General features: G+C 63.7%; 20 protein-coding genes and 1 pseudogene. 7 read left to right on the top strand and 14 right to left on the bottom strand.

Features of this window, described 5'->3' with window-relative positions; genetic code table 11:
* Positions 1–4: 4 nt before the first annotated feature.
* On the bottom strand, positions 5–1,096 hold the full coding sequence (locus IB267_RS24790; RefSeq protein ID WP_192450524.1) for a citrate synthase/methylcitrate synthase: 1,092 nt from the start codon (positions 1,094–1,096) through the stop codon (positions 5–7).
* Between the two features lie 75 nt (positions 1,097–1,171).
* Between IB267_RS24790 and IB267_RS24785 the strand changes: the two genes are divergently transcribed.
* From IB267_RS24785 to IB267_RS24775, 3 genes and pseudogenes are all read left to right on the top strand, one after another.
* Entirely contained in the window at positions 1,172–2,302 is a 1,131-nt protein-coding gene (locus tag IB267_RS24785) for a citrate synthase (protein ID WP_192450089.1), read from the top strand.
* 326 nt (positions 2,303–2,628) lie between these two features.
* Positions 2,629–3,075, top strand: a complete 447-nt coding sequence (locus IB267_RS24780; protein ID WP_043618779.1) for a hypothetical protein — start codon at positions 2,629–2,631, stop codon at positions 3,073–3,075.
* A gap of 194 nt (positions 3,076–3,269) precedes the next feature.
* Positions 3,270–4,448: pseudogene (locus IB267_RS24775) on the top strand (Do family serine endopeptidase); the annotation flags it as partial.
* A 38-nt stretch (positions 4,449–4,486) separates the two neighbouring features.
* Here the strand turns inward: IB267_RS24775 and IB267_RS24770 are convergent.
* On the bottom strand, positions 4,487–5,557 hold the full coding sequence (locus IB267_RS24770) for an AraC family transcriptional regulator (RefSeq protein WP_192450087.1): 1,071 nt from the start codon (positions 5,555–5,557) through the stop codon (positions 4,487–4,489).
* Positions 5,558–5,723: 166 nt separating this feature from the next.
* Between IB267_RS24770 and IB267_RS24765 the strand changes: the two genes are divergently transcribed.
* The gene (locus tag IB267_RS24765; protein ID WP_192450086.1) at positions 5,724–6,785 is read left to right on the top strand and encodes a serine aminopeptidase domain-containing protein; all 1,062 of its coding nucleotides are present in this window, start codon (positions 5,724–5,726) and stop codon (positions 6,783–6,785) included.
* Between the two features lie 125 nt (positions 6,786–6,910).
* Here IB267_RS24765 and IB267_RS24760 read toward each other — a convergent pair whose 3' ends face one another.
* The gene (locus IB267_RS24760) at positions 6,911–7,552 is read right to left on the bottom strand and encodes a dihydrofolate reductase family protein (RefSeq protein WP_192450085.1); all 642 of its coding nucleotides are present in this window, start codon (positions 7,550–7,552) and stop codon (positions 6,911–6,913) included.
* A 107-nt stretch (positions 7,553–7,659) separates the two neighbouring features.
* On the opposite strand from IB267_RS24760, the gene IB267_RS24755 reads away from it, so the two are divergent.
* On the top strand, positions 7,660–7,983 hold the full coding sequence (locus IB267_RS24755) for a helix-turn-helix transcriptional regulator (protein ID WP_060521861.1): 324 nt from the start codon (positions 7,660–7,662) through the stop codon (positions 7,981–7,983).
* Between the two features lie 9 nt (positions 7,984–7,992).
* Positions 7,993–8,472 carry an SRPBCC family protein gene (locus IB267_RS24750; RefSeq protein WP_192450084.1) on the top strand — a complete coding sequence of 160 codons (480 nt, stop codon included), beginning with the start codon at positions 7,993–7,995 and terminating at the stop codon, positions 8,470–8,472.
* A 141-nt stretch (positions 8,473–8,613) separates the two neighbouring features.
* Here the strand turns inward: IB267_RS24750 and pcaD are convergent, their stop codons facing one another.
* The 9 genes from pcaD to IB267_RS24705 form a co-directional block, all read right to left on the bottom strand.
* Entirely contained in the window at positions 8,614–9,399 is a 786-nt protein-coding gene (gene pcaD / locus IB267_RS24745; protein WP_192450083.1) for a 3-oxoadipate enol-lactonase, read from the bottom strand.
* A 164-nt stretch (positions 9,400–9,563) separates the two neighbouring features.
* Complete coding sequence (locus IB267_RS24740; protein WP_210336003.1) at positions 9,564–10,898, bottom strand: MFS transporter; 1,335 nt, start codon at positions 10,896–10,898, stop codon at positions 9,564–9,566.
* A 38-nt stretch (positions 10,899–10,936) separates the two neighbouring features.
* A complete protein-coding gene (locus IB267_RS24735; RefSeq protein ID WP_192450082.1) occupies positions 10,937–11,725 on the bottom strand; it encodes a 1,6-dihydroxycyclohexa-2,4-diene-1-carboxylate dehydrogenase in 789 nt (262 codons plus the stop codon).
* The gene (benC, locus tag IB267_RS24730) at positions 11,722–12,744 is read right to left on the bottom strand and encodes a benzoate 1,2-dioxygenase electron transfer component BenC (RefSeq protein WP_192450081.1); all 1,023 of its coding nucleotides are present in this window, start codon (positions 12,742–12,744) and stop codon (positions 11,722–11,724) included. Before benC ends, IB267_RS24735 begins: the two co-directional genes overlap by 4 nt.
* 34 nt (positions 12,745–12,778) lie before the next feature.
* Positions 12,779–13,267: a benzoate 1,2-dioxygenase small subunit gene (gene benB / locus IB267_RS24725; RefSeq protein ID WP_192450080.1), complete on the bottom strand. Its 489-nt coding sequence runs from the start codon at positions 13,265–13,267 to the stop codon at positions 12,779–12,781.
* A complete protein-coding gene (locus IB267_RS24720; protein ID WP_192450079.1) occupies positions 13,264–14,622 on the bottom strand; it encodes a Rieske 2Fe-2S domain-containing protein in 1,359 nt (452 codons plus the stop codon). Before IB267_RS24720 ends, benB begins: the two co-directional genes overlap by 4 nt.
* Positions 14,623–14,722: 100 nt before the next feature.
* Positions 14,723–15,661 carry a catechol 1,2-dioxygenase gene (catA, locus tag IB267_RS24715; protein ID WP_192450078.1) on the bottom strand — a complete coding sequence of 313 codons (939 nt, stop codon included), beginning with the start codon at positions 15,659–15,661 and terminating at the stop codon, positions 14,723–14,725.
* A gap of 74 nt (positions 15,662–15,735) precedes the next feature.
* Positions 15,736–16,026: a muconolactone Delta-isomerase gene (catC, locus tag IB267_RS24710; protein ID WP_192450077.1), complete on the bottom strand. Its 291-nt coding sequence runs from the start codon at positions 16,024–16,026 to the stop codon at positions 15,736–15,738.
* A gap of 10 nt (positions 16,027–16,036) precedes the next feature.
* Positions 16,037–17,218 carry a muconate/chloromuconate family cycloisomerase gene (locus IB267_RS24705; RefSeq protein WP_192450522.1) on the bottom strand — a complete coding sequence of 394 codons (1,182 nt, stop codon included), beginning with the start codon at positions 17,216–17,218 and terminating at the stop codon, positions 16,037–16,039.
* 153 nt (positions 17,219–17,371) lie between these two features.
* Here IB267_RS24705 and IB267_RS24700 point away from each other — a divergent pair, with 153 nt between their 5' ends.
* Complete coding sequence (locus IB267_RS24700) at positions 17,372–18,313, top strand: LysR family transcriptional regulator (protein WP_192450076.1); 942 nt, start codon at positions 17,372–17,374, stop codon at positions 18,311–18,313.
* Here the strand turns inward: IB267_RS24700 and IB267_RS24695 are convergent.
* Both IB267_RS24695 and IB267_RS24690 read right to left on the bottom strand, forming a co-directional pair.
* Positions 18,306–19,187 carry a sugar phosphate isomerase/epimerase gene (locus IB267_RS24695; RefSeq protein WP_192450075.1) on the bottom strand — a complete coding sequence of 294 codons (882 nt, stop codon included), beginning with the start codon at positions 19,185–19,187 and terminating at the stop codon, positions 18,306–18,308. The genes IB267_RS24700 and IB267_RS24695 overlap by 8 nt on opposite strands.
* A complete protein-coding gene (locus IB267_RS24690; RefSeq protein WP_192450074.1) occupies positions 19,187–20,392 on the bottom strand; it encodes an NAD(P)/FAD-dependent oxidoreductase in 1,206 nt (401 codons plus the stop codon). The genes IB267_RS24695 and IB267_RS24690 overlap by 1 nt, the downstream gene beginning before the upstream one ends.
* Between the last annotated feature and the right edge of the window lie 186 nt (positions 20,393–20,578).

Genomic DNA, 20,578 nt, shown 5'->3' with positions numbered 1-20,578 from the left:
ACACTCACGCGGCCTGTTGCGGCAACGGCCCGACATAGAGCGAACGCGGCCGGATAAGGCGGCCTTCCAGCGCCTGCTCGCGGGCATGGGCGATCCAGCCGACGGTGCGACCGATCGCGAACACGCCGGTGAAGGCGTCGCGCGGGAAATTGAGCGCATCGAGCAGCAGCGCCGTATAGAACTCGACGTTGACGTCGAGCGGGCGATCGGGCTTGCGCGCCTTCAGGATGGCGAGCGCCGATTGTTCGACCGCTTCTGCCAGTTGAATGCGATCGCGGTTCGCCGGATGCGTGGCGATCAGTCGTTTCAGCGCACCCTTCAGCGCATCGGCGCGGGGATCGCGAACACGGTAGACGCGGTGGCCGAAGCCCATCAGCCGTTCGCCGTGGTCGAGCGCCTCAGAAAGCCAGGCCTCCGCATTCTCAGGCGTTCCGATCGCGTCCAGCATGTCGAGCACCGGCCCGGGCGCACCGCCATGGAGCGGCCCCTTGAGGGCGCCGATGGCGGCAAGCACCGACGAGGTGAGACCGGCCTTGGTGGAGGCGACCACGCGCGAAGCGAACGTCGAGGCGTTGAGGCCGTGGTCCGAGATCGTCACCAGATAGGCATCGAGCGCCGCCACGTCTTGCCTGCTCGGCACCTTGGCGCCGAGCATTGCGAGGGTGTCGGCGGCGTGCGACAGCGCCGGCGTCGGCGCGAGAGGGGCCTCGCCCCTCTTCATGCGCAGCGCCGCCGGCAGGAAGACGGCCGGCGCGGCGAGCAGACGTAAGGCCGAATCGAGATCCTCCCCATCCGGGAGCCGGGCGATGAGCGCGCGCATGATGTCGACCGGCGGCAGTTCCAGCAGCGCGTCGTCGATGGCGCCGACATGGGCGAACACGTCCGCCCGCTTTTCACCCATGCGGTTGGCGAGTTCGGTCCCGTCCGGCATCGGCCCCAGCAACCCCTCGAACAACAGCGCCACGACATCCTCATAGCTTGCGTGGCCGGCCAGGTGATCGAGCGAGACACCGCGGATGATCAATTGACCCGCCTCGCCGTCAACATGGGAGAGCTGCGTTTCGGCGGCGACGACGTCTTCAAGTCCGTTCTTCATCATCAAGTTTCTCCTTTACGAGGAGAATGATCCGACCTAGACCTATTGACGTCAATCTTGATGCAATTGATCAACATGAACACACTCTGGATCACCGCCGAAGAGGCACTCCTAAGGCTCGGCAGCAAGCGGCAGACGCTCTATGCCAATGTCAGCCGCGGCCGCATTCGCGCCAAGCCCGACCCTGCCGATCCGCGCCGCAGCCTCTACCAGGCCGACGACGTGCACCGGCTGGCCGAGCGCCACGCCGGCAGAAGACAGGCATCGGTCGTCGCGGCCGAGACGATCCGCTGGGGCGAACCGGTACTGCCGACGACGATCTCCAGCATTGCCGGCGGACAGCTCTCCTATCGCGGCAGCAACGCGATCGAACTTGCCGCCACGGCAACACTGGAGGAGATTGCCGCGCTGCTCTGGCAGACACCGGCGGCGGTTCCTGTTCCAGCGCACGACCCCGGCAGCGGCCAATCGCGGCTTGCAACGACCTTTACGCTTCTTGCCGGGCGCATCGAAGCAGACCTGCCGGCGCTCGGACGCAGGCACGCCATCCTGAAGGCCGAGGCCGCCGAGGTACTTGCGACCGTTGCCGCCGGCCTCGCGCCGTCGCGGGAAAACGGGCTGCTGCACGACCGCCTGGCGCAGGGATGGGGGCGGCCGGAGGCGGCGGGACCGATCCGCCGATGCCTGGTGCTGACGGCGGAACACGAACTCAACGTCTCCGCCTTTGCGGCACGGGTCACCGCGTCCTCCGGTGCAGCACTTTCTGCCGCCACGCTTTCGGGTCTTGCCACCCTTACCGGCCCAAGGCACGGCGGCGCCTGGCTGAGTGTCACGCGGCTTGCCGAACAGGCGGCCGTGGGTGGGGTGCGCGAGGCGATCCGTACCATGCTTTCTTCGGATGGCGTGGTCCGGGCTTTCGGCCACAGGCTCTATCCGGACGGCGACCCGCGCGCGAAGGCGATCATGTCGAGCTTCGACGTGCCGCCGCTCTATGCCGCGCTGGCCGAAGCCGGCGAAGAACTGCTCGGAGAACCGGCCAATCTCGATTTCTCGCTGGCCGCACTCGCGGCCGCCTATGCGCTTCCCGACGACGCGCCGATGGTGATATTCGCCCTCGCGCGCACCGTCGGCTGGCTCGCACACGCGATGGAACAGGTCGTCAGCGGTGATCTGATCCGGCCGCGCGCCCATTATGCGGGATCGTAGCTCCTTCTCCACGCTCGCAACCCCAAGGCTCGGCTGACTAGAAAAAGCGCAGGCTGACCGCCGCAAAAGGGCCACAATACACGCTCCGGAAAAGAATAACCGCCAGATGGGAGCAAATCTTCCTTCATTAAATAATGTTAATGAAGCGGCTTTCCGGAGATGTTTACCGAAATATTACGCGTTATTAACATGACGGCGGCGCACGGAAGTAATACCTTCATTTCGAGGCTGAATATTGCCGGCGACCGCTTCGGCCGTGACGCGACAATAGGAGACGGCCTCGAATGGAAGCGCACAGCGCTTCCTTCAATTCAGGAGATGCAGTCATGCGCTCGCCCTTCAAGACCACCACCATCGCAACCGTCGCCCTCGTCCTTCTGAGCGGCGCCGCCTTTGCCGCCGATCATCACGATTTCGGCCGCGACAACGAAAAGGGTGCCTATACCGGCGATTACTACCAGGGCATTTTCGCCCAGGACGACATGTCCACCCCGGCCATGCCGGTCTACCGGACACCGACCCACATGGCATCGACGCGGCTCGATCATGTCCTGCATGAACTCCGGGTCGACAATCACCGCATCAACGTCGATCGCGAACAGGGCAAGCTGACGGCAGCAAACTACAGCAAGCTTGAACGCGAGGACGGCGCCGTGCGCGCCGAAGCGATCAACACCGCCGCCGCCCATCACGGCATGCTGCCGGACAAGTCCTATGCCCGGCTTCAGGGTGACGTTCATCACCTCAACCGTGACATCGCCCGCATGGCTTGACCGACACGTTGAGGCTCACCCGGTCTTCGGGTGAGCCGTAGCCGATGGCGCCGGGCCCTTCCCACGGTCCGGTCCTTCGGCACCAAGACGCCCCTTAATCCGAAGCCGGCCGACGCCGCGCCGCAGACCCGACCTGCCTCGGGCTGCGCCCGACCACGTTCGTCCGGCAAACAGGCAGCGAAAGGAACAGGATCATGTCAAACATTCTCACGAGGTATAGAGCTGCCGCCCTCCTCGGCGCAGCCGTCATCATTGCGCCCCTGTCCGTGGCAGCCTTCTCAGGCCGTGACGTGGCCGCCGCCGCGGCCGGCCCGGCCGTTACAGTCCCGGCCGCATCTGGCGGGTCCTTCGCGCCGATCGTATCGGCCGACAAGCCCGCAGTCGTCACGGTCACGACCGTGATCAAGGCCGACAACACCGGTGCGAGCGAACCTTCGCAACAGGGCGGAAACTCGCCCTTCGACGAACAATTCCGCCAATTCTTCCACGATCAGGGCATCCCGATTCCGGACCAGGCGCCCGAGCAGCGCCAACCGCAACGTGCCGAAGCGCTCGGCTCCGGTTTCATCGTGACCTCGGACGGCTACGTCGTCACCAACAACCATGTCATCGACAAGGCGTCGAGCATCATGGTGACGCTCGACGACGGCACGCAGATACCCGCCAAGCTTGTCGGCGCCGACCCGAAGAACGACCTGGCGGTCCTGAAAATCGCGGCGCCGAAGCCGCTTGCAACAGTTGCCTGGGGCGATTCCGACACCTTGCGGGTCGGCGACCAGGTTCTGGCGATCGGCAACCCGTTCGGCATCGGCACGACGGTGACGTCGGGGATCGTCTCGGCGCGCGGCCGCGACCTGCACAGCGGCCCCTATGACGACTTCATCCAGATCGACGCCCCGATCAACCACGGCAATTCCGGCGGACCGCTGGTCGACGCAAAGGGCCAGGTGGTCGGCATCAACACGGCGATCTACTCGCCGAACGGCGGTAGCGTCGGCGTCGGCTTTGCCATCCCGTCGGACCAGGCGCAGAAGGTCGTCACTGAACTGATGAAGGATGGTTCGATCCAGCACGGCTTTATCGGCGTGCAGATACAGCCGGTCACGGCTGATATCGCCGACGCCATCGGCCTTGCCCAGCCCGAGGGCGCGCTCGTTGCCGGCGTTAACGGCGGAACGCCTGCCGCCAAGGCCGGCATCAAGGCCGGCGACGTCATCACCGCGCTCGGCGGCAACCCGGTGAGGTCGCCGCGCGACCTGTCACGCATGGTCGCCGACCTCTCGCCCGGCACCTCGAAGAACGTGAGCGTATGGCGGACCGGCAAGACGAAGGACGTTCCGATCACGATCGGCGACAATGCCGCAGATCAGCAGTAACGGTCACAAGGGCGTCACCGTATACCTTGCATCCCTCAAGCCCGGCCGCATCGCGGCCGGGCATCGCCATGGCAGCAGGCGGCAAGCGAACCGGCCCGGTTCTGCTCGCGCCAGGCGACGGGGCTCAAGGCGGTGACGCGGCGGAATTCGCGATTGAAATTCGATTTCGTCTGAAAGCCGGATTCAAGCATGGCCGCAGTCACCGACATATCGGTCTCGCGCAACAGCCGGCAGGCCTCTGCAATCCTGATCTCGTTGATGTATTGCGAGACGTTCTTGCCCGCCAGCCGGTTGACGGCGGTCGATATCTGCCGGGCGGGCAGGCCCGCGCGGCGCGCCAATCGCGACAGGGTGAGGTTTTCGTCGCGGGCCAGTTTCTGGCCGACGAGCAGGCGCTCGATCCTGTCGAGGATTTCGCGATCCTGCGGCGTTGCAACCGGATCCTCTTCGGCGACCGCGCCGGCGGCCGGAAGCGCGCGCGCACGGTCCGCGACCACGGCTGTCAGCCCGATGAAGAGCAGGCCCAGCAAGTTCGCGTTGCTGACGATAAGGCCGATATTCGCGCCCTTCGTCCATTCGAAATCCAGAAGGATCGCAAGATCGAAGAGCGCCGACAGGCAGAGCGAGAACGCGGCAATGAGCAGGGCGCGGTGCGCCGCGGTGGCGCCTTCGAAACGCGCTTCGTCCAGCGCATCCGTACCGACGCGCGCCAGGTTCAGGAGCGCCAGCGCATATCCGACATATTCGACGATCAAGGCGAAATCGATGTAGCGCGGCGCAAACAGCACGAGCACGAGCATGCCGATCGTCGGTGCCGCGTGAACCCACCCCGCCGCAGCAGCGCTGCGCTCGTCTTTGCGGATCAGGCTGTGGAAACTCGCAAGCACCAGCGGCGGCACACCGCTTGCCAGCACCGGCAGTGCGAATTTCAGCGCCGCGAGGTCATAGCCCCAACGCAGCCCGACGATCACCGACTGGAGTGCGCACAGCGTCAACAGGGCAAAGAACGGCCGGTTCCGCCGCGCCGGCTCGTCGCCGTGCAGCACGAAGGCAAGCAGGACAAGAAGCAGCAAGGCGACGACGAACGGGAGCGGCAGGAAGATCAAGACATGTCCTTCAAAGGAAAGGCTGGCAGACGAAAGGCGAGCAAGCATTCGATGGGTAGATCATTGCCCAGATCGCGATTCGGGACGACCTCAATCACGATCGAGGACGCGGACAAGCGGGGCGTTTGTGACGATCGGCCGTCTTTTCCAACACAGCGAGATACCCATGCCCCTCCTCCAGTTCATTCCCGCCGCTGCCTTCCTTCTGAGCCTGGCTGCCTCGGCGCAGGCCGATGACGTCGGCGTCCGCGAGATCGACGTTGCCGCACCCAAGCGGGAACGCCAACTTGCCGTCACCGTCTGGTATCCCGCCGGAGCCGGGGGTGAGCCCGTGCTTATCGGCGACAACCGCATCTTCAAGGGATCGCCCGCATCGAAGAACGCCCCCTTGCGCCAAGGCCGATATCCGCTGGTGGTTCTATCCCATGGGTCGGGCGGCCGCGTCGAAGCCATGAGCTGGCTTGCAGCCGACCTGCCGAAAGCGGGTTTCATCGTCGCGGGCCCCAACCATCCCGGCACCACCAGCGGCGACTCGACGCCCTCCAACACGCCGAAGCTTTGGGAACGGACGGCCGACCTCTCGGCATTGATCGACACGTTCACCCGGGATCCGCAATGGAGCGCTGCAATCGACCCTGAGCGGATCGCCGTCCTCGGTTTCTCTCTCGGCGGCTCGACCGCCATGGAGATTTCAGGGGCAAGGGCCAGTCTCGATGCCTATGCCCGCTACTGCGACAGCTATAAAAAGTGGGACTGCGCCTGGTTTGTCGGCGGCAGGGGCTATGTCGATGATGCGCCGGTCGACGTCGACAAGCTCGATCTGCGCACCGTCGACAAGGCGCGTTTCGAGCAGTCGAACCGGGATCCTCGGATCAAAGCCGCCGTACTCGTCGACCCCGGCCTCGCCCAGGCCTATGTGGAAAACAGCCTCAAGGCGATCGCGATCCCGATGCATTTCATCAATCTCGGCAGCAAGGAGACGATCCCGCTTGCCGTCGCCTCCGAGCCGCTGGCGGCGCTGACGCCGAAGGGCTCCTATGCCGCGGTCGCCGGAGCGGACCACTTCAGCTTCCTGCCGATTTGCAAGGACGGCGCCGCCGAACTGCTTAAATCCTTCGGCGAGGTCGATCCGATTTGCGGCACGACGGAACGGCCGCGCGCCGATATTCATGCCGAGATCAGCAAGCTGACCCGCGAGGCCCTCCAGAAGACACTGGCGAATCGATAGCTTCGTCATACTGGCCGCAGGGCGATGGACACGTCGCCCTGCGCTCGGTCTGTTCGATTTCGGTCTTGCCCGGAGAGATGGCATCGTCCGAGGAGACGAGAAGCTGCCATCGCTCTGGTCCGCTGCTAGCGCTGAAACGTGAGGTGGACGGTCCCACTCTCGGCCGTTTCTGCCTTGACGGTGTAGCCGGCCTCCAACCCGCGCAGATCGTCCCAAAGACGGATACCCCGCCCGAGCAGGATGGGTGCGATCGCCACGTGCAAGCTATCGACAAGGCCTGCCTTGAGATAGGCGCGCACGACCGTGGGTCCGCCGCCAATACGGACATCCTTACCGTCAGCGGCGCTCGTCGCCTGCTGGAGTGCATCGGCAAGGGACGTGTTCAGAAAATGAAATGTGGTGCCTCCGGCCATCTCGATCGGAGGCCGCGGCTTGTGCGTGAGCACGAAGACCGGGACACGAAACGGAGGTTCTTCCCCCCACCAGCCGCGCCAGTCGGGATCGTTTGGGTGCGCGTGAAATCCGAACATCGCGGCGCCCATAATCTCAGCACCGATGTTTGAGAAGTATGACTGCGCATATTGCTCATCGACGCCCGTGGTGCCCGCTCCGGACGTGTCCTTGAACACGCGCTCCCGCATCGTTCGGGTCGCAGCATAGGCGGCAACCAGACGCGGCCAATCAGCGCCAAACGGATTGTCCGGGGTCTGATCTGTGGTTGTCGCGAAACCGTCCAGGGAAATGTTGAGATCGACACGAACTGACATTGGCCTCTCCTAATAGTAAGGTAGATGCCTTATTAATTTCACCCGAATACAAAGGCAAGTACCTTATTATTATTGACGCGCGTGCGCGGTCCGCTTTAGTGTGGCGCATGCCCTATCATTCGACCCCGCTTGACCTTGCCTTCCATGCACTCAGCGACCCGACGCGCCGCGCCGTTGTTTCACGGCTTGCGGACGGGGAGATGCCCGTGAGTGTCCTTGCCGAGCCCTTCGACATGGCACTGCCCTCCTTCGCCCAGCACCTCAAGGTGCTTGAAGATTGCGGACTTATCGCAAGCGAGAAACGTGGCCGCAGCCGCTGGTGTCGACTGGAGCGGGGGCGCTTTGAAGAGGCGGCAACCTGGATGGAAGCGGAGCGACGACGTTGGGCCGAACGGCTCGACCGATTGGAAGCCTATCTGGACAAGACGTAGGGAGCGGCAATGGAGCCGATTTTTGAGACCTGGTCGCCCGACCGCGAAATCGTTTTGGTCAAGGTGCTGAAGCACCCGCGACAAAAGGTTTTCGCCGCCTGGATGGACCCGCAAGCGCTGGCACAATGGTATGGCCCGGCTGGCTTCAGCATCGAGAACCATGAGGCTGACATCCGTGAGGGCGGGGTATGGCGCTTCGACATGGTGGGCGAGTTTGATGGTCGGCAGCAGCGCTTCCCCAGTCTGATGCGCTTCCTGAAGATCGTGCCCAACGAATTGATCGTAGTGGACTATGGCACTGCTGAGCCCGATGACCCCGATCGCTTCTATATGACGATTACTTTCGATGAACAGGCCGACGGCAAGACCGTGCTGACCCTGCGCCAGCTTCACCCAAGTCGCGAGCGCCGCCAAGAGGTCATCGACTTCGGCGCGGTGGAGTACGGGCTGCAGACGCTTGACAGTCTTGCCGCCTGGCTCGATGGCTGACGCGGCCCGCCTGAACGTTGGTCGCCGCCTTCATGATTGACCGCTTTCAGGATTGTTCGGAGCCACGTCTGAGCTTGCGACTGGCACCGTCGGCGAAGGCGTCGCCGCTCGTTCCGATCAAGTGACGGATCTGCGCGGCACCTATGGCCGAAGGAAGTCGAGAAGCTCCGAATTGAAGGCCTTTGCCGACTCGATATTGACGATATGCCGACCAGGCAGCGACAGGTGCCGGCCTCGCTGCACCCGGGCGGCGATATATTCGAGGTCCGCCGGCGGGCATACCGGATCGCCGTTGCCGGAGATGGCGAGCACGGGGTTGGCAATCGCTACGATCTCCTCCCTCAGATCCGCGCCCGCGAGCGCAGTGCAGCCACCGATGTAGCCGTCCGTCGAGGTGGCGGTGAACGCGCCCAGAGTGCGATCGACGGCTTGCGGGTAGCTGGCTGCAAACTGCGGGCTGAACCAGCGTTCTGCCGTGGCCGCGGCGAGCCCTGCGAGACCGTCCGTCCGGACGCTATCGATGCGGGTGCCCCAGCTCTCGGGCGTCCCGATCCGCGCCGCCGTGGCACAGAGCACGATCTTGTCGAGACGTTTGCCGGCATGGATACCGAGCCATTGTCCGGTCAGGCCCCCGATCGACAGGCCGCAGAAATGTGTCCCCTCGATCCCCAGGCCATCCATGAGCGCGAGCACATCCTGGCCGAGGTCGGACAGCGCATAGGGCGGCGGCGGCGCCGAGGACTGGCCATGACCGCGGCGATCATAGCGCAGCACGCGGAAATGCGGCGACAGATCAGCGATCTGCGCATCCCACATGGAGAGGTCCGTGCCGAGCGAATTGCAGAAGAGCAGCCAGGGCGCGTTGCCGCTCTGGTCGCCGTCGATGCGGTAGTGAAGCCGGTGGCTGGGCAGGTCGAAATAGGCCATGAAAGAGAAGCTCCGATCGGGGAAGCCGCCAGCGAGGGCGGCTTTGTCGTTCTTGGCGCAACACCGCGCCTCAGGTGGTACGCGCCCTGCTATAGGTAGATATCGACAGCGCGGGCTCAAGGGTGGCAACCGGGCCTTTCATGGCCCGACCGCCTCGCCTCGACCTATGCGGCCGCCAGACGTGCGACCTCGACACGGCGGGCATTGCTGACCGCGAAGACCAGCATGGCGACGGCCGAGATCGCCGCCGGGATGGCGAAGATCGCGAAGTTCTGCTGCAGCGGAAGCTCCTGCGCCAGGAGCACGCCGCCGAGCGTCGGGCCGACGATCGCGCCGATGCGGCCAACGCCGGAGGCCCAGCCGAGCCCGGTGGAGCGAACCGACAGGTTGTAGAGCTGCGCCACGCTCGCATAGAGTAGGATCTGCGTGCCGATCGTAGTGGCGCCGGCAACAAAGACCATCAGAAACAGGACACCCGTCTGCGGATTGAAGCCGATCAGCGCGATCGAGAAGGCGGCGGCAACGAAGAAACCGACCACCACCTTCGGCAAGCCGAAGCGGTCGCCGAGCCAGCCGCCGGCGATCGCGCCGACCATGCCGCCGAAATTCAGCGAGAACAGGCTGAGCAGGCTTGCCTTTTCCGCATAACCGGCTTCCTGCAGTACCTTCGGCAGCCAGGACGACAGGAGATAGACAAGCAGCAGGCAGCAGAAGAAGGCGACCCAGAGCATGACGGTGCGCAGCGTCCGCTGATGGCGGAAGAGCTCCAGCACCGATGCGGAAGCACCCTTCGTCTCGGAGAAGACCAGCCTGTCGGTGGCGCCAAGACGCGCGTTCGGGTCGATCTTGGCGTAGATGCGCTTGGCCTCGTCCTGCTTGCCCTGACGGATGAGGAAGCCGAGCGATTCCGGCAGCTTCCAGAGGATCACGGGCAAGAGGAGCAGCGGCACGGCGGCGATGAAGAACATCGGCTTCCAGCCATAGGACGGAATAAGGCCGATGCCGAGACCGGCGGCGACCATGCCGCCGACCGAGTAGCCGGAGAACATCAGCGCCACCAGCGTGCCGCGCAGCCGCTTCGGCGCATATTCGTTCATCAAGGCGACGGCATTCGGCATCAACCCGCCGCAGCCGAGACCGGCGAAGAACCGGAAGACCTTGAACTGCTCCGGCGAATTGGCAAAGCCGGTCAGAAGGGTGGAGAGCGTAAACAGCAGAAAGCTGATGGCGATGCCTTTCTTGCGGCCGATCCGGTCAGCGAGCGGCCCGAAGATCAGCGCGCCGAACATCATGCCGAACAGCGCCCAGGCCTGCAGCGCGCCAGCCTGCGGCTTGCTCAGGCCCCATTCCTTGATCAGCGTCGGCAGCACCGTGCCGGCTACGAAGACGTCGTAGCCGTCAACGATCAAAAGTAGGGCGGTCAACGCCACTACCATCCACTGGAAGCGCCCGAGCGGGCTCCCGTCAATCGCCTCATTCACATCGATAGAGCGCATCATCTCCTCCCCAGGTGTTTGCGCGTTTCAAAAAACAACCGTCAGCCGAGATCGCCGCCGGCGACCGGCAGCACGTTGCCGGTGATGTAGGAGGCCTCGTCCGAGGCCAGAAAAAGGATCGGCGCCGCCTGCTCCTCGATGCTGCCGTAGCGCTTCATGAAGCTCGACTGCTTTACCTGGGCGACGACCTCGCCCATCCAGGCCTTTTCGGCGTCGCTGTCGCCCGCGGCATTGCGTGGAATACGGCGCGGCGGCGCTTCCGTTCCGCCGGGTGCGGTGGCGACGACGCGGATATTGCGCTCGGCAAGCTCCATCGCCAGCGATTGGGTGATGGCGTTGACGCCGCCCTTGGCTGCCGAATAGGGCACACGGTGAATGCCACGCGTGGCGTTAGACGACACGTTGACGATGGTGCCGCCGCCGCGGGCATAAAGATGCGGCAGCACGGCATGGCAGCAATAGAGCGTCGGCATCAGCGAGCGGCGGATTTCCGCATCGATCTGCGCCGGTTCGAACTCCGAGAAGGGCCGCATGCGGATCGCGCCACCGACATTGTTGATCAGGATGTCGATGCCGCCGAATGTTTCCGCAGCAAAACGCATGGCCGCAGCGGCGCCCTCATGGGTTTCGAGATCGGCCACGAAGGCGGCCGCCCGATCGCTGCCCGCCTCCGCCGCCACCTCGGCAACGAAATCGGCTCGATCGACGAACACCACCTTTCCGCCTTCGGCTGTCGCGCGCAGCGCCACGGCGCGGCCGATGCCTTGAGCCGCACCCGTGACGACGAGAACCTTGCGGGCAAAGCGATCTTCGAAGCGCGGCGTGCTCATGCCGCCACCTTCGCGACCACATTCGGCGTGAACTTTTCGTAGTGGAAGCTGTTGGGTTTCACCCCGGTGTCGTCGAGGTGCTTGCGCACCGCGTCGACCATCGGCGGCGGGCCGCAGAGATAGACGTCGACGTCCCCGCCATTGAGCACGTCCTCGGGCATGTGCTGGGTCACCCAGCCCTTGCGCGGATGGTTGGAGCCGGCATCAGCCACGACTGTTGCGAAGGTGAAGTTGGGCAGGCGTTTCGCATAGGCTTCGATATGGTCGACCAGCACCAGGTCGAGATCGCGGGTGACGCCGTAGATCAGATGCACCTTCTGCTCGCGGTTCGTCTGGGCGAGTTGTTCGAGCATCGACAGGAACGGCGCCAAGCCCGTTCCACCGGCGAGAAGCAACAACGGGCGCTGGACTTCGCGCAGATAGAAACTGCCGAGCGGGCCGGTCAGATCGAGCTTCGTGCCCACTTCGGCGCGCTCCAGCCAGGTGCTCATCACACCGCCCGGGATCTTCTTGATCAGGAAGCCGAGACGCTGCTCGCCCGGCGCCGACGAAAAGGAATAGGACCGACTCTGGCCGCTGCCGGGCACGTCGATGTTGACATATTGACCGGGCAGGAAGGCGGGGGCTGCGTCCACCTCCAGTTCCAGCACGATCGCCGCATCATTGTGCGGGGTGACACGCGCGACTGTTGCCGAGATTTTCTGCTGCCCGGTCTTGCAGGCGGACGACGTCGTCGGCACGGCGATGACGCAATCGCTCGACGGCTTCATCTGGCAGGTCAGCACCAGCCCGCTTGCCGCCTCGTCCGCCGTCAGCGCGTCGTCGATGAAATCGTCACCGAGGTCATAGGCGCCGCTTTCCGCGCGGCACTTGCAGGTGCCGCAGACACCGTCGGAACAGTCCATCGGCAGGTTGATCTTGTTGCGGAAGGCGGCGTCGAGCACCTTCTCGTCGTCCCGGCATTCGACGAAGCGGGTCACGCCGTCCTCGAAATTCAAAGCGATCCTGTAGCTGATCATGGTTGTTCCTCCCAGTCCTGTCAGGCGCCGGTCATCAGATGTGGTAGACGTCTATGACCTGGCGGATGTAGTCGTTCTTCAGCACGATCTTCTTGCGCGAGATCACGAGCCCATCGCCGCTTTTGCGCAGCGTGACGAACATGGTGCCGAAGAAATGGTCGGTGACCTTGTAGCGGTGGTTGAGCGTATGGAAGTTGTAGCGGAAGTCCGCTTCCTCGCCGCGATCGGCCACAAGCTCGACATTGGTCACGTTATGGCTGGTGCGCGGCTCCGGCGTCGACGCACCGGAGCGTTCGGTCTTGATGCGGAAGACGCGATCCTCCAGGCCGTCTCGGCTCGGATAGTAGATCAGCGAGATCTGCGATTGCGGGTCCTCGGTGAGTTGATCGTCGTCGTCCCAGGCCGGCATCCAATAGCTCACATCGGTCGCATAGCAGGTCAGCCATTCGTCCCATTGCCGGTCGTCGAGCAGGCGCGCTTCGCGGTAGAGGAAAGCGCAGGCGGTGTCATAGGAGATCGTCATGCGACCGCTCCTTGTCTCTCTAAGGCAAGCGCATCGCGCATGACCTTCGCCCAATATTCGTGCTGTCGGACGAAGAGGCCTTCGTCCTCGCTGCGCTCGCCGGAGAGCAGCGGCTGAAGCCCCATGCGCTTGGCATTCTCATCGGGTCCGTCGATCCAGAGCGGCGCACCGCGCGACAGGTCGTTCCAGAGCGCGGTAATGCCCGCATAACCCTGCTGGCAGGCGCGGAACTCCTCGAGATCGTCGGCCGTACCCATGCCGGAGACGTTGAAGAAGTCCTCGTACTGGCGGATGCGCAGCGTGCGGTCAGCCGCACTTTCGCCCTTGGGTGCAAAGCAGAAGATGCTGATCTCGGTCTTGTCGACGCTGATCGGACGGGTGACGCGGATCTGCGTGCTGAACTGGTCCATCAGGAAGACGTTCGGATAGAGGCAGAGATTGCGGGTCTGGTTGACGATGAAATCCGCCTGCACCTCGCCGACGCGCGCCTTGATCTCCTCGCGGTGGCTGTAGATCGGCCGGACCTCCGGGTTCATGGTGTTGGTCCAGAGCAGGATGTGGCCATTGTCGAAACCGTAGACACCGGCGACGGACCGGCTCCAGCTCGAAGCATCGACCGCCTTGGTGCCCTCCTCGTGGCGCCGGCCCATGGTCGCCGAATAGTTCCAGTGAACGGAGCTGACGTGGTAGCCATCGCAACCGTTCTCCATCTGCAGCTTCCAGTTCCCATCGTAGATATAGGAGGAGTTGCCGCGCAGCACTTCCAGCCCGCCGGGCGCCTGGTCGACGATTTGGTCGATGATGACTTTGGTTTCGCCGAGATAGTCTGCGAGTGAAGTCACATCCGGATTGAGGCTGCCGAAGAGGAAGCCGCGATAGCTTTCGAAACGGGCGACACGCTTGAGATCGTGCGAACCATCTTTCGCGAACTGCGGCGGATATTGCGTCGTCTTTTCATCCTTCACCTTCAGGAGCTTGCCGGTGTTGGAAAAAGTCCATCCGTGGAAAGGACAGGTGAAACTGCCCTTGTTACCGTGCTTGCGGCGGCAGAGCATGGCGCCGCGGTGGGCGCAGGCATTGATGACGGCGTGCAGTTCGCCCGTCTTGTCGCGTGTGACGACAACCGGCTGCCGGCCGATCGTGGTGGTGTAATAGTCGTTGTTCTCGGGGATCTGGCTCTCATGAGCGAGATAGACCCAGTTGCTTTCGAAGATGTGTTTCATCTCCAGCTCGAAGAGGTCTTCGTTGGTGAAGATGTCGCGGCGGCAGCGAAAGGTGCCGGCCTCATGATCGTCCTCGACCGCGGTGGCGAGCAGGTCGTCGAGGGCTTGGGCTTTGTCGATAACTGCGGACATGGTTCTTCTCCCGCAAACGGCTGATCCGTGCTCGGCTCTAGCGATTGCAACAATGTCTGATGTCAGGGGGCGGCGGCTCAGTCGGCCGCCGCAGAGGTGATCAGGCGGCGGCGCGCTTGCGCTGCTCGTTCACCTGGTTGTCGACGCCGTTCACCAGCGAGGTGAGATGGATGTCGAACACAATCTCGGCGAAGGGGCCGGAGAGATTGTTGGCCTTGATGCTCGCCTCGTCGGTGCGCTCGGTGACATCGGGCACCAGGCCGTCACGGGTCGCATAGGCGAAATCGTCGTTGACCAGCGGGTCGCCGGCGATGTTGATCTGGGTCGTCAGCTTGCGGTGGCCATCGGCGCTGATGAAGAAATGGATATGGGCCGGGCGCTGGCCATGGCGGCCGAGGGCGGAAAGCAACTGCTCGGTCGGGCTGCCCGGAGGCACGCCGTAGCCGTGCGGCACAATACTCTGAAACTTGTAACAGCCCTTGGCGTCGGTGACGATCGTGCGGCGCATGTTGAACGGCGCCTGCAGCCCGGTCGGATCGAAATGCGAGTAGAAGCCGCGGGTATCGCAGTGCCAGACTTCGACGGTCGCGCCCTTCAGCGGTTGGCCATCGGCGTCATAGACGGTACCGTGCATGATCAGCGGCTGACCATTGGTGTCGCGGCCATCGTCGAGACGGGCAAAGCCTTCCGAAGCCGGCGCGCCAGCGACATAGAGCGGGCCCTCGATGGTGCGTGGCGTCTGGTTCTGGATGCCGAGCGCTTCGTCGATCGCGTCGAGACGCTCGTCGAGGAAGTGATCGAGGCCGAGGCCGGGCGAGATGAGGCCGGCCTGGCCGGCAGCGCCGATCTCGTTCAGCCAGGCGATCCCGGTCCAGTATTCGTCAGGCGTGATGTCGAGATCGTCGATCGCCTTGAACAGGTCCGACATCACCCGGTGCACGATTTGCTTGACGCGCGGATTGCCGCCGTCCTTGTCGAGTCCGCTCAAGGTCTTCAGGAAAGCTTGCGTTTCCGGCTTGTCGAAAATCTTCACGCTCATATCAATTCCTCCACTTGGATTGTCTTGAAGCTCGAGCCGCCTGCCAAACCTCCCGGCCGCGGCGCTCACAAATTCTAGCTATCGTCGTCACGGATCGAGGATGGGTGCCGGAGCAGCGGCGTGACCTCGATCTGCATGAACTTGAAGAGCGGCAGGCCCGAGAGAAGCTCGTGCAGCTCGGCATTGTCCTTCACGTCGAAGACGCTGTAGTTCGCGTACTGGCCGGCGATCCGCCAGATATGCCGCCACTTGCCGCTCTGTTGCAGCTGTTGCGAATAGGCCTTCTCCCGGGCGAGAATCTCCGCCACCTGCTCGGCCGGCAGATCGTGAGGGATGTGAACGTCCATTCTGACGTGAAACAGCATGGCTTGATCCTCACTTTGCAACGCTGATCGTCTTGCGCAGCCCGTCGCGCGCAAAGAATTTCAGCCGGTCTTCGTCGAGTTCGATCCCGAGCCCCGGCCCGTCCGGCACCGTCAGTTCAAAGTCGCTGTAGTCGAGCGGCGTCGCCAGGATTTCCTCGGTCAGAAGCAGCGGGCCAAAGAGTTCCGTGCCCCATTGCAGGTTGGCGAAGGTGGAAAACACATGGGCTGACGCGACCGTGCCAACGCCGCCTTCCAGCATCGTGCCGCCATAAAGTTCGATGCCGGCGGCATCGGCGATGGCAGCCACGCGCTGCGCATTGAAGAGGCCGCCGCTCTGCTCGATCTTGATCGCGAAGACGTCGGCACCCTTGGTCTTGGCAATCTCGAACGCGCTCTCCGGTCCCGTAAGCGACTCGTCCGCCATCAGCGCCACCGGGAAGCGACGGACCAGGCGACCGAGTGCTGCGGTCGAGGCGACGGGCTGCTCGACCAGTTCGCAACCGGCGTCCGCAAGTGCTGCCATGCCATAGGCCGCCTCAAACTCACTCCAGGCCATGTTGACGTCGACGCGCACCGCGCCGCGGTCCCCGAGGGCGTGCTTGATCGCTGCCACGTGGGCGATATCGTCCTTCAGCCGCCGTGCGCCGATTTTCAGCTTGAAGATCCGATGGCGGCGAAGGTCGAGCATCTTCTCAGCTTCGGCAATATCCTTGGCCGTGTCGCCCGACGCCAGCGTCCAGGCGACCGGCAGGCGCTTGCGCAGTGCCCCGCCGAGCAGTTCGCTGATCGGCAGACCCAGGCGCTTGCCGTGGGCGTCGAGCAGCGCCGTTTCCACAGCACTCTTGGCGAAGCGATTTTCCTTCACCGCCTTGCCGATGCGGGCCATCAGGGCGCGAACGCGGGTCGCGTTCTCGCCGACCATAAGCGGTGCGAAATAGGTATCGATTGCAAGCTTCATCGATTCCGGGCTCTCGCCGCCATAGGCGAGACCGCCGATGGTCGTGCCCTCGCCGAGGCCGACCGTGCCGTCGCTGCAATGCACCTTCACCAGCATCAGGGTCTGGCCGGTCATTGTCGCGACCGAGAGCTTGTGCGGCCGGATGGTCGGCAGATCGACCAGAACAGTTTCGACCCGTTCGACGACGGGAGAAAAGGCTGCGGTCGGAGCGATGGGTGCAAGGGTCGTGTTCATGCCGTGAACTGTGCGCTCACGCACCGGGTGACGTCCAACACCAAATAGGTTATCTACGATACCTTCACGGTATAGTATGACAAAGATTACGCGCATTCATGCGCTTGCCGCACTGCAACATACCGCAATGGTAGGACAATAGGGGCCGTAACATTGGATCTGCGCCAGCTTCGCTACTTCGTCGCCGTGGCCCGCGAGCGCAATTTCACCCGCGCCGCCGAGCAGTTGCACATCGCCCAGCCGCCGCTCAGCCGGCAGATCCAGCTTCTTGAGGAAGAACTGGGCGTGCCGCTGATCATCCGCAAGAGCCGGCCGGTGCGGCTGACGGAGGCAGGCCGATTGTTCTACGAACAGTCGCTACAGGTGCTCGGCCGGGTGGAACAGATGGTGGAGGCGACGCGTCGTGTCGGCCTCAACCAGAACCGGGTGCTGTCGATCGGCTTTGTCGCGTCCACGCTCTATGGCGGATTACCGACGCTGGTGCGCAAGCTCAGGCAGAACGCGCCGGAACTCGACATCCGCCTGCTGGAGATGGTGTCGGTGCAGCAGATCGCGGCGTTGAAGGAGGGCCGGATCGATGTCGGTTTCGGCCGGCTGCATCACAACGACCCCAACGTCGCCGGCATCCTCATGCGGGAAGAGCGGCTCGCCCTAGCGATACCGCAAGGCACGCCGTTTGCCGATGATACGTCTCCGCTGCCGTTAAGCGCGGTTGCCGGGCAAAAGCTGATCGTCTACCCGAAGGAACCGCGCCCGAGCTATGCCGACCACGTGTTGAGCCTGCTTCACGCTGAGGATGTGCGCCCGGCCGAAGTGCATGAGGTGCGCGAAATCCAGAGTGCACTTGGCCTCGTCGCCTCGGATGCCGGACTTTGCATCGTCCCCTCCTCGGCGCGTCAGGTCCGCTCCGACCTGCACTATCGCATGATCGAGGGCGAGCGGGCGACCTCGCCCGTTATCCTCAACCACCGGGTCGGCGACAATTCGCGCTACATCGAGCTGATCAAGGCGCTGATCGTGGAGATGTATGCGGAAAACCCGCCATGGCTTGGTCTCGAGCACAATCTGCCGTTCCGGCCGTCCTTCGTTAAGTGACGCGTTCGGGCGTCCGCAATTCCCGTGCTTCACCCGTCGGGGAAGTGGCACTCTCCGCCCAGATCTCGCGGACCATATCGCGGAGCAAAAGCGCTTCGGCCCATCGGTCGGTCGTATCGTTGCCGTTCCTGTCGGTGATCGCATAGGGCCTTGGGCCGAGTTCGCAGGTCATGACCAGTTCGGCATCTTTAGCGGCACGGGAGCGCCAGTGCCGAAAGCCGTAGGTCCACCACTGATGGAAGAGGTCCACCCACAGCCGATGCTGCGGAAAGGACATCTCGATCTGGATCTGCTGGCAGGAGCCGATGCGGCCGTGGAAAGCCCTAGCGTTGCGCAGGATGCGATGGATTTGTGCATGGCTTTCGTCTTCGACCGGGACGGCAAACTCCCGGCCGACGAGATAATGCGAGAGGTCGGCCAAGAGCGGCAGGTCGGAGCGACGGTCGAGCAGGTCGAGCGTGAACAGAAGGTCGCTGGTGATCCGATTGCGATGGGTTTCGATATAGACGGGAACGCCCGTATCCTCGGCAAACCGCATCCATCCGTCGAGAAGCGGCAGGCAGTCCTCGACCCGGCGCGGACGAATGTCGGCCTGCAGGTCGATGTGGCTGACCGGAAATTCCGCAGCCAATTCCAGCGTCAAGCGCAGATCCTCGACGCTTCGAGGAAAACAGACACCTTCGATCTTCAGGCCGGTGCCGCGGATCGCTTCGTTGAGGCGTTCGACATTCCGACGGTTGGTATAGTGTGCGCTGATGCCGTCGAACCCGGCCTCGACGATAGCAGCGATATTCTCTTCGAGACTGCGCTCATGACCGTCCGCATGCCGGCGCTCCATCGCCCAGAGCGACTGAAAGACAAGCAGTTTCTGCATCACGCAGCCCGCGCGCTTTTCAGCAGCGCCTTGAGGTTCACGCTGGCGTCGGCGAGCGCTCCCGGATCAGGGCTGATGCCGGCGGCAATCAACATTTCCGAAAGCTTGATGTCCTTGGCCACACAATTGCCGAGACCGAGGCCCGCGGCCGCGACGAGGCGACCGCCGTTCAGGTAGAATTCGAGTTCGCCGCCGTCGAGCCGGCGCGTCACGCTTTGATGGTCCGGATGCGGCAGACCCGCCACCTGCAGACCGAGATCATATTGATCGGTCCAGAACCAGGGGATCGCGGCAAAAACCTCCTTGCCGCCGGCCATATTGCGGGCGGCGACCTCCGCCTGGGCGCGGGCATTGCGCCAGCTCTCAAACCGAACATGCCCGCCACCCGGTTGGGCCACGGCGGCGCAATCGCCTGATGCATAGATGTTCGGATCGCTGGTCAAGAGATGGCCATCCGTCAGGATGCCGTTGCCAACGCCGAGCCCTGCCGCCTCGGCGAGTGCTGTATCCGGCTGGACCCCGATCGCGGCGACAACGATATCGGCCGGCACTGACGTGCCATCGGAAAGAACAACCGCATCCTCGGTGATTTCAGCGATCCCCTGACCGAGATGGAAGGTGACGCCTTCGTCGAGATGCCGGGCGTGGAGCCTCGCGGCGAAGCGTGGCGGCACCGCGCGACCGAGCGGCCTCAGTGCCATTTCGATGACGCTGACAGCGATGCCCTTGCCGCGCAGCACGGCCGCGAGCTCCATGCCGATCAGCCCGCCGCCGATGATCGCGACTTGTCTGCCGGCATCGGCGCGGGCGAAGATCGTCGCCGCATCTGTGTACGTGCGGAAATCGAGCGCGCGCTCGGCACCGGGGCACGTGAGCCGTCTCGGCCGGGCACCGGTGGCGAGCAGCAGCTTGTCGTAAGCGAGTGTCCGCCCATCGCTCAAGGTCACGGAGCGTGCATGCCGGTCCAGTCGAGACGCGGAAACGCCCTTGATATAGTCGATACCGGCAGCCTCCAGCGCTTCGGCGCCGCAGATCGGTTTCATCTGCACCGCGCCATTGAGCGGCTTCGACAATGGCGGGCGCTCATAGGGCAGATGCGGTTCCGTACCGATGAGCGTGACGCTGCCGGCAAAGCCCGATTCACGCAGCGCAAAGGCCGCGCGCGTGCCGGATTCCCCGGCACCGATGATGACGATGCGATCCATGGCTTGCTCCGTAGACCAGGCGTTGACGGGTGCGGTTCAGCAGAACCGCACGTAGATTTGTCAGTCCGTTCAAAAAAGGTGGCCGGCGCAGGCAGGAGAAATGCGCCGGCCCTCAGCGCCGCACGTCTGATCAGACACGGTCGCTGTAGGACTTCGAGTTCCTGCAGTCCCTTGACCGGCGACGAT

This window comes from Ensifer sp. ENS09 (assembly GCF_014852425.1).
Classification (GTDB): Bacteria; Pseudomonadota; Alphaproteobacteria; order Rhizobiales; family Rhizobiaceae; genus Ensifer.
This window is presented reverse-complemented; position numbering and strand designations above follow the sequence as displayed.

What these genes read in the sequence shown, in the direction of transcription:
- pcaD (WP_192450083.1), bottom strand. Translation starts at nt 9,399, where the DNA reads ATGGCCTATTTCGACCTGCCCAGCCACCGGCTTCACTACCGCATCGAC.
- IB267_RS24740 (WP_210336003.1), bottom strand. Translation starts at nt 10,898, where the DNA reads ATGATGCGCTCTATCGATGTGAATGAGGCGATTGACGGGAGCCCGCTC.
- IB267_RS24785 (WP_192450089.1), top strand. Translation starts at nt 1,172, where the DNA reads ATGAACACACTCTGGATCACCGCCGAAGAGGCACTCCTAAGGCTCGGC.
- IB267_RS24780 (WP_043618779.1), top strand. Translation starts at nt 2,629, where the DNA reads ATGCGCTCGCCCTTCAAGACCACCACCATCGCAACCGTCGCCCTCGTC.
- IB267_RS24760 (WP_192450085.1), bottom strand. Translation starts at nt 7,552, where the DNA reads ATGTCAGTTCGTGTCGATCTCAACATTTCCCTGGACGGTTTCGCGACA.
- catA (WP_192450078.1), bottom strand. Translation starts at nt 15,661, where the DNA reads ATGAGCGTGAAGATTTTCGACAAGCCGGAAACGCAAGCTTTCCTGAAG.
- IB267_RS24790 (WP_192450524.1), bottom strand. Translation starts at nt 1,096, where the DNA reads ATGAAGAACGGACTTGAAGACGTCGTCGCCGCCGAAACGCAGCTCTCC.
- IB267_RS24705 (WP_192450522.1), bottom strand. Translation starts at nt 17,218, where the DNA reads ATGAACACGACCCTTGCACCCATCGCTCCGACCGCAGCCTTTTCTCCC.
- catC (WP_192450077.1), bottom strand. Translation starts at nt 16,026, where the DNA reads ATGCTGTTTCACGTCAGAATGGACGTTCACATCCCTCACGATCTGCCG.
- IB267_RS24720 (WP_192450079.1), bottom strand. Translation starts at nt 14,622, where the DNA reads ATGTCCGCAGTTATCGACAAAGCCCAAGCCCTCGACGACCTGCTCGCC.
- IB267_RS24735 (WP_192450082.1), bottom strand. Translation starts at nt 11,725, where the DNA reads ATGAGCACGCCGCGCTTCGAAGATCGCTTTGCCCGCAAGGTTCTCGTC.
- benB (WP_192450080.1), bottom strand. Translation starts at nt 13,267, where the DNA reads ATGACGATCTCCTATGACACCGCCTGCGCTTTCCTCTACCGCGAAGCG.
- IB267_RS24765 (WP_192450086.1), top strand. Translation starts at nt 5,724, where the DNA reads ATGCCCCTCCTCCAGTTCATTCCCGCCGCTGCCTTCCTTCTGAGCCTG.
- benC (WP_192450081.1), bottom strand. Translation starts at nt 12,744, where the DNA reads ATGATCAGCTACAGGATCGCTTTGAATTTCGAGGACGGCGTGACCCGC.
- IB267_RS24750 (WP_192450084.1), top strand. Translation starts at nt 7,993, where the DNA reads ATGGAGCCGATTTTTGAGACCTGGTCGCCCGACCGCGAAATCGTTTTG.
- IB267_RS24690 (WP_192450074.1), bottom strand. Translation starts at nt 20,392, where the DNA reads ATGGATCGCATCGTCATCATCGGTGCCGGGGAATCCGGCACGCGCGCG.
- IB267_RS24755 (WP_060521861.1), top strand. Translation starts at nt 7,660, where the DNA reads ATGCCCTATCATTCGACCCCGCTTGACCTTGCCTTCCATGCACTCAGC.
- IB267_RS24695 (WP_192450075.1), bottom strand. Translation starts at nt 19,187, where the DNA reads ATGCAGAAACTGCTTGTCTTTCAGTCGCTCTGGGCGATGGAGCGCCGG.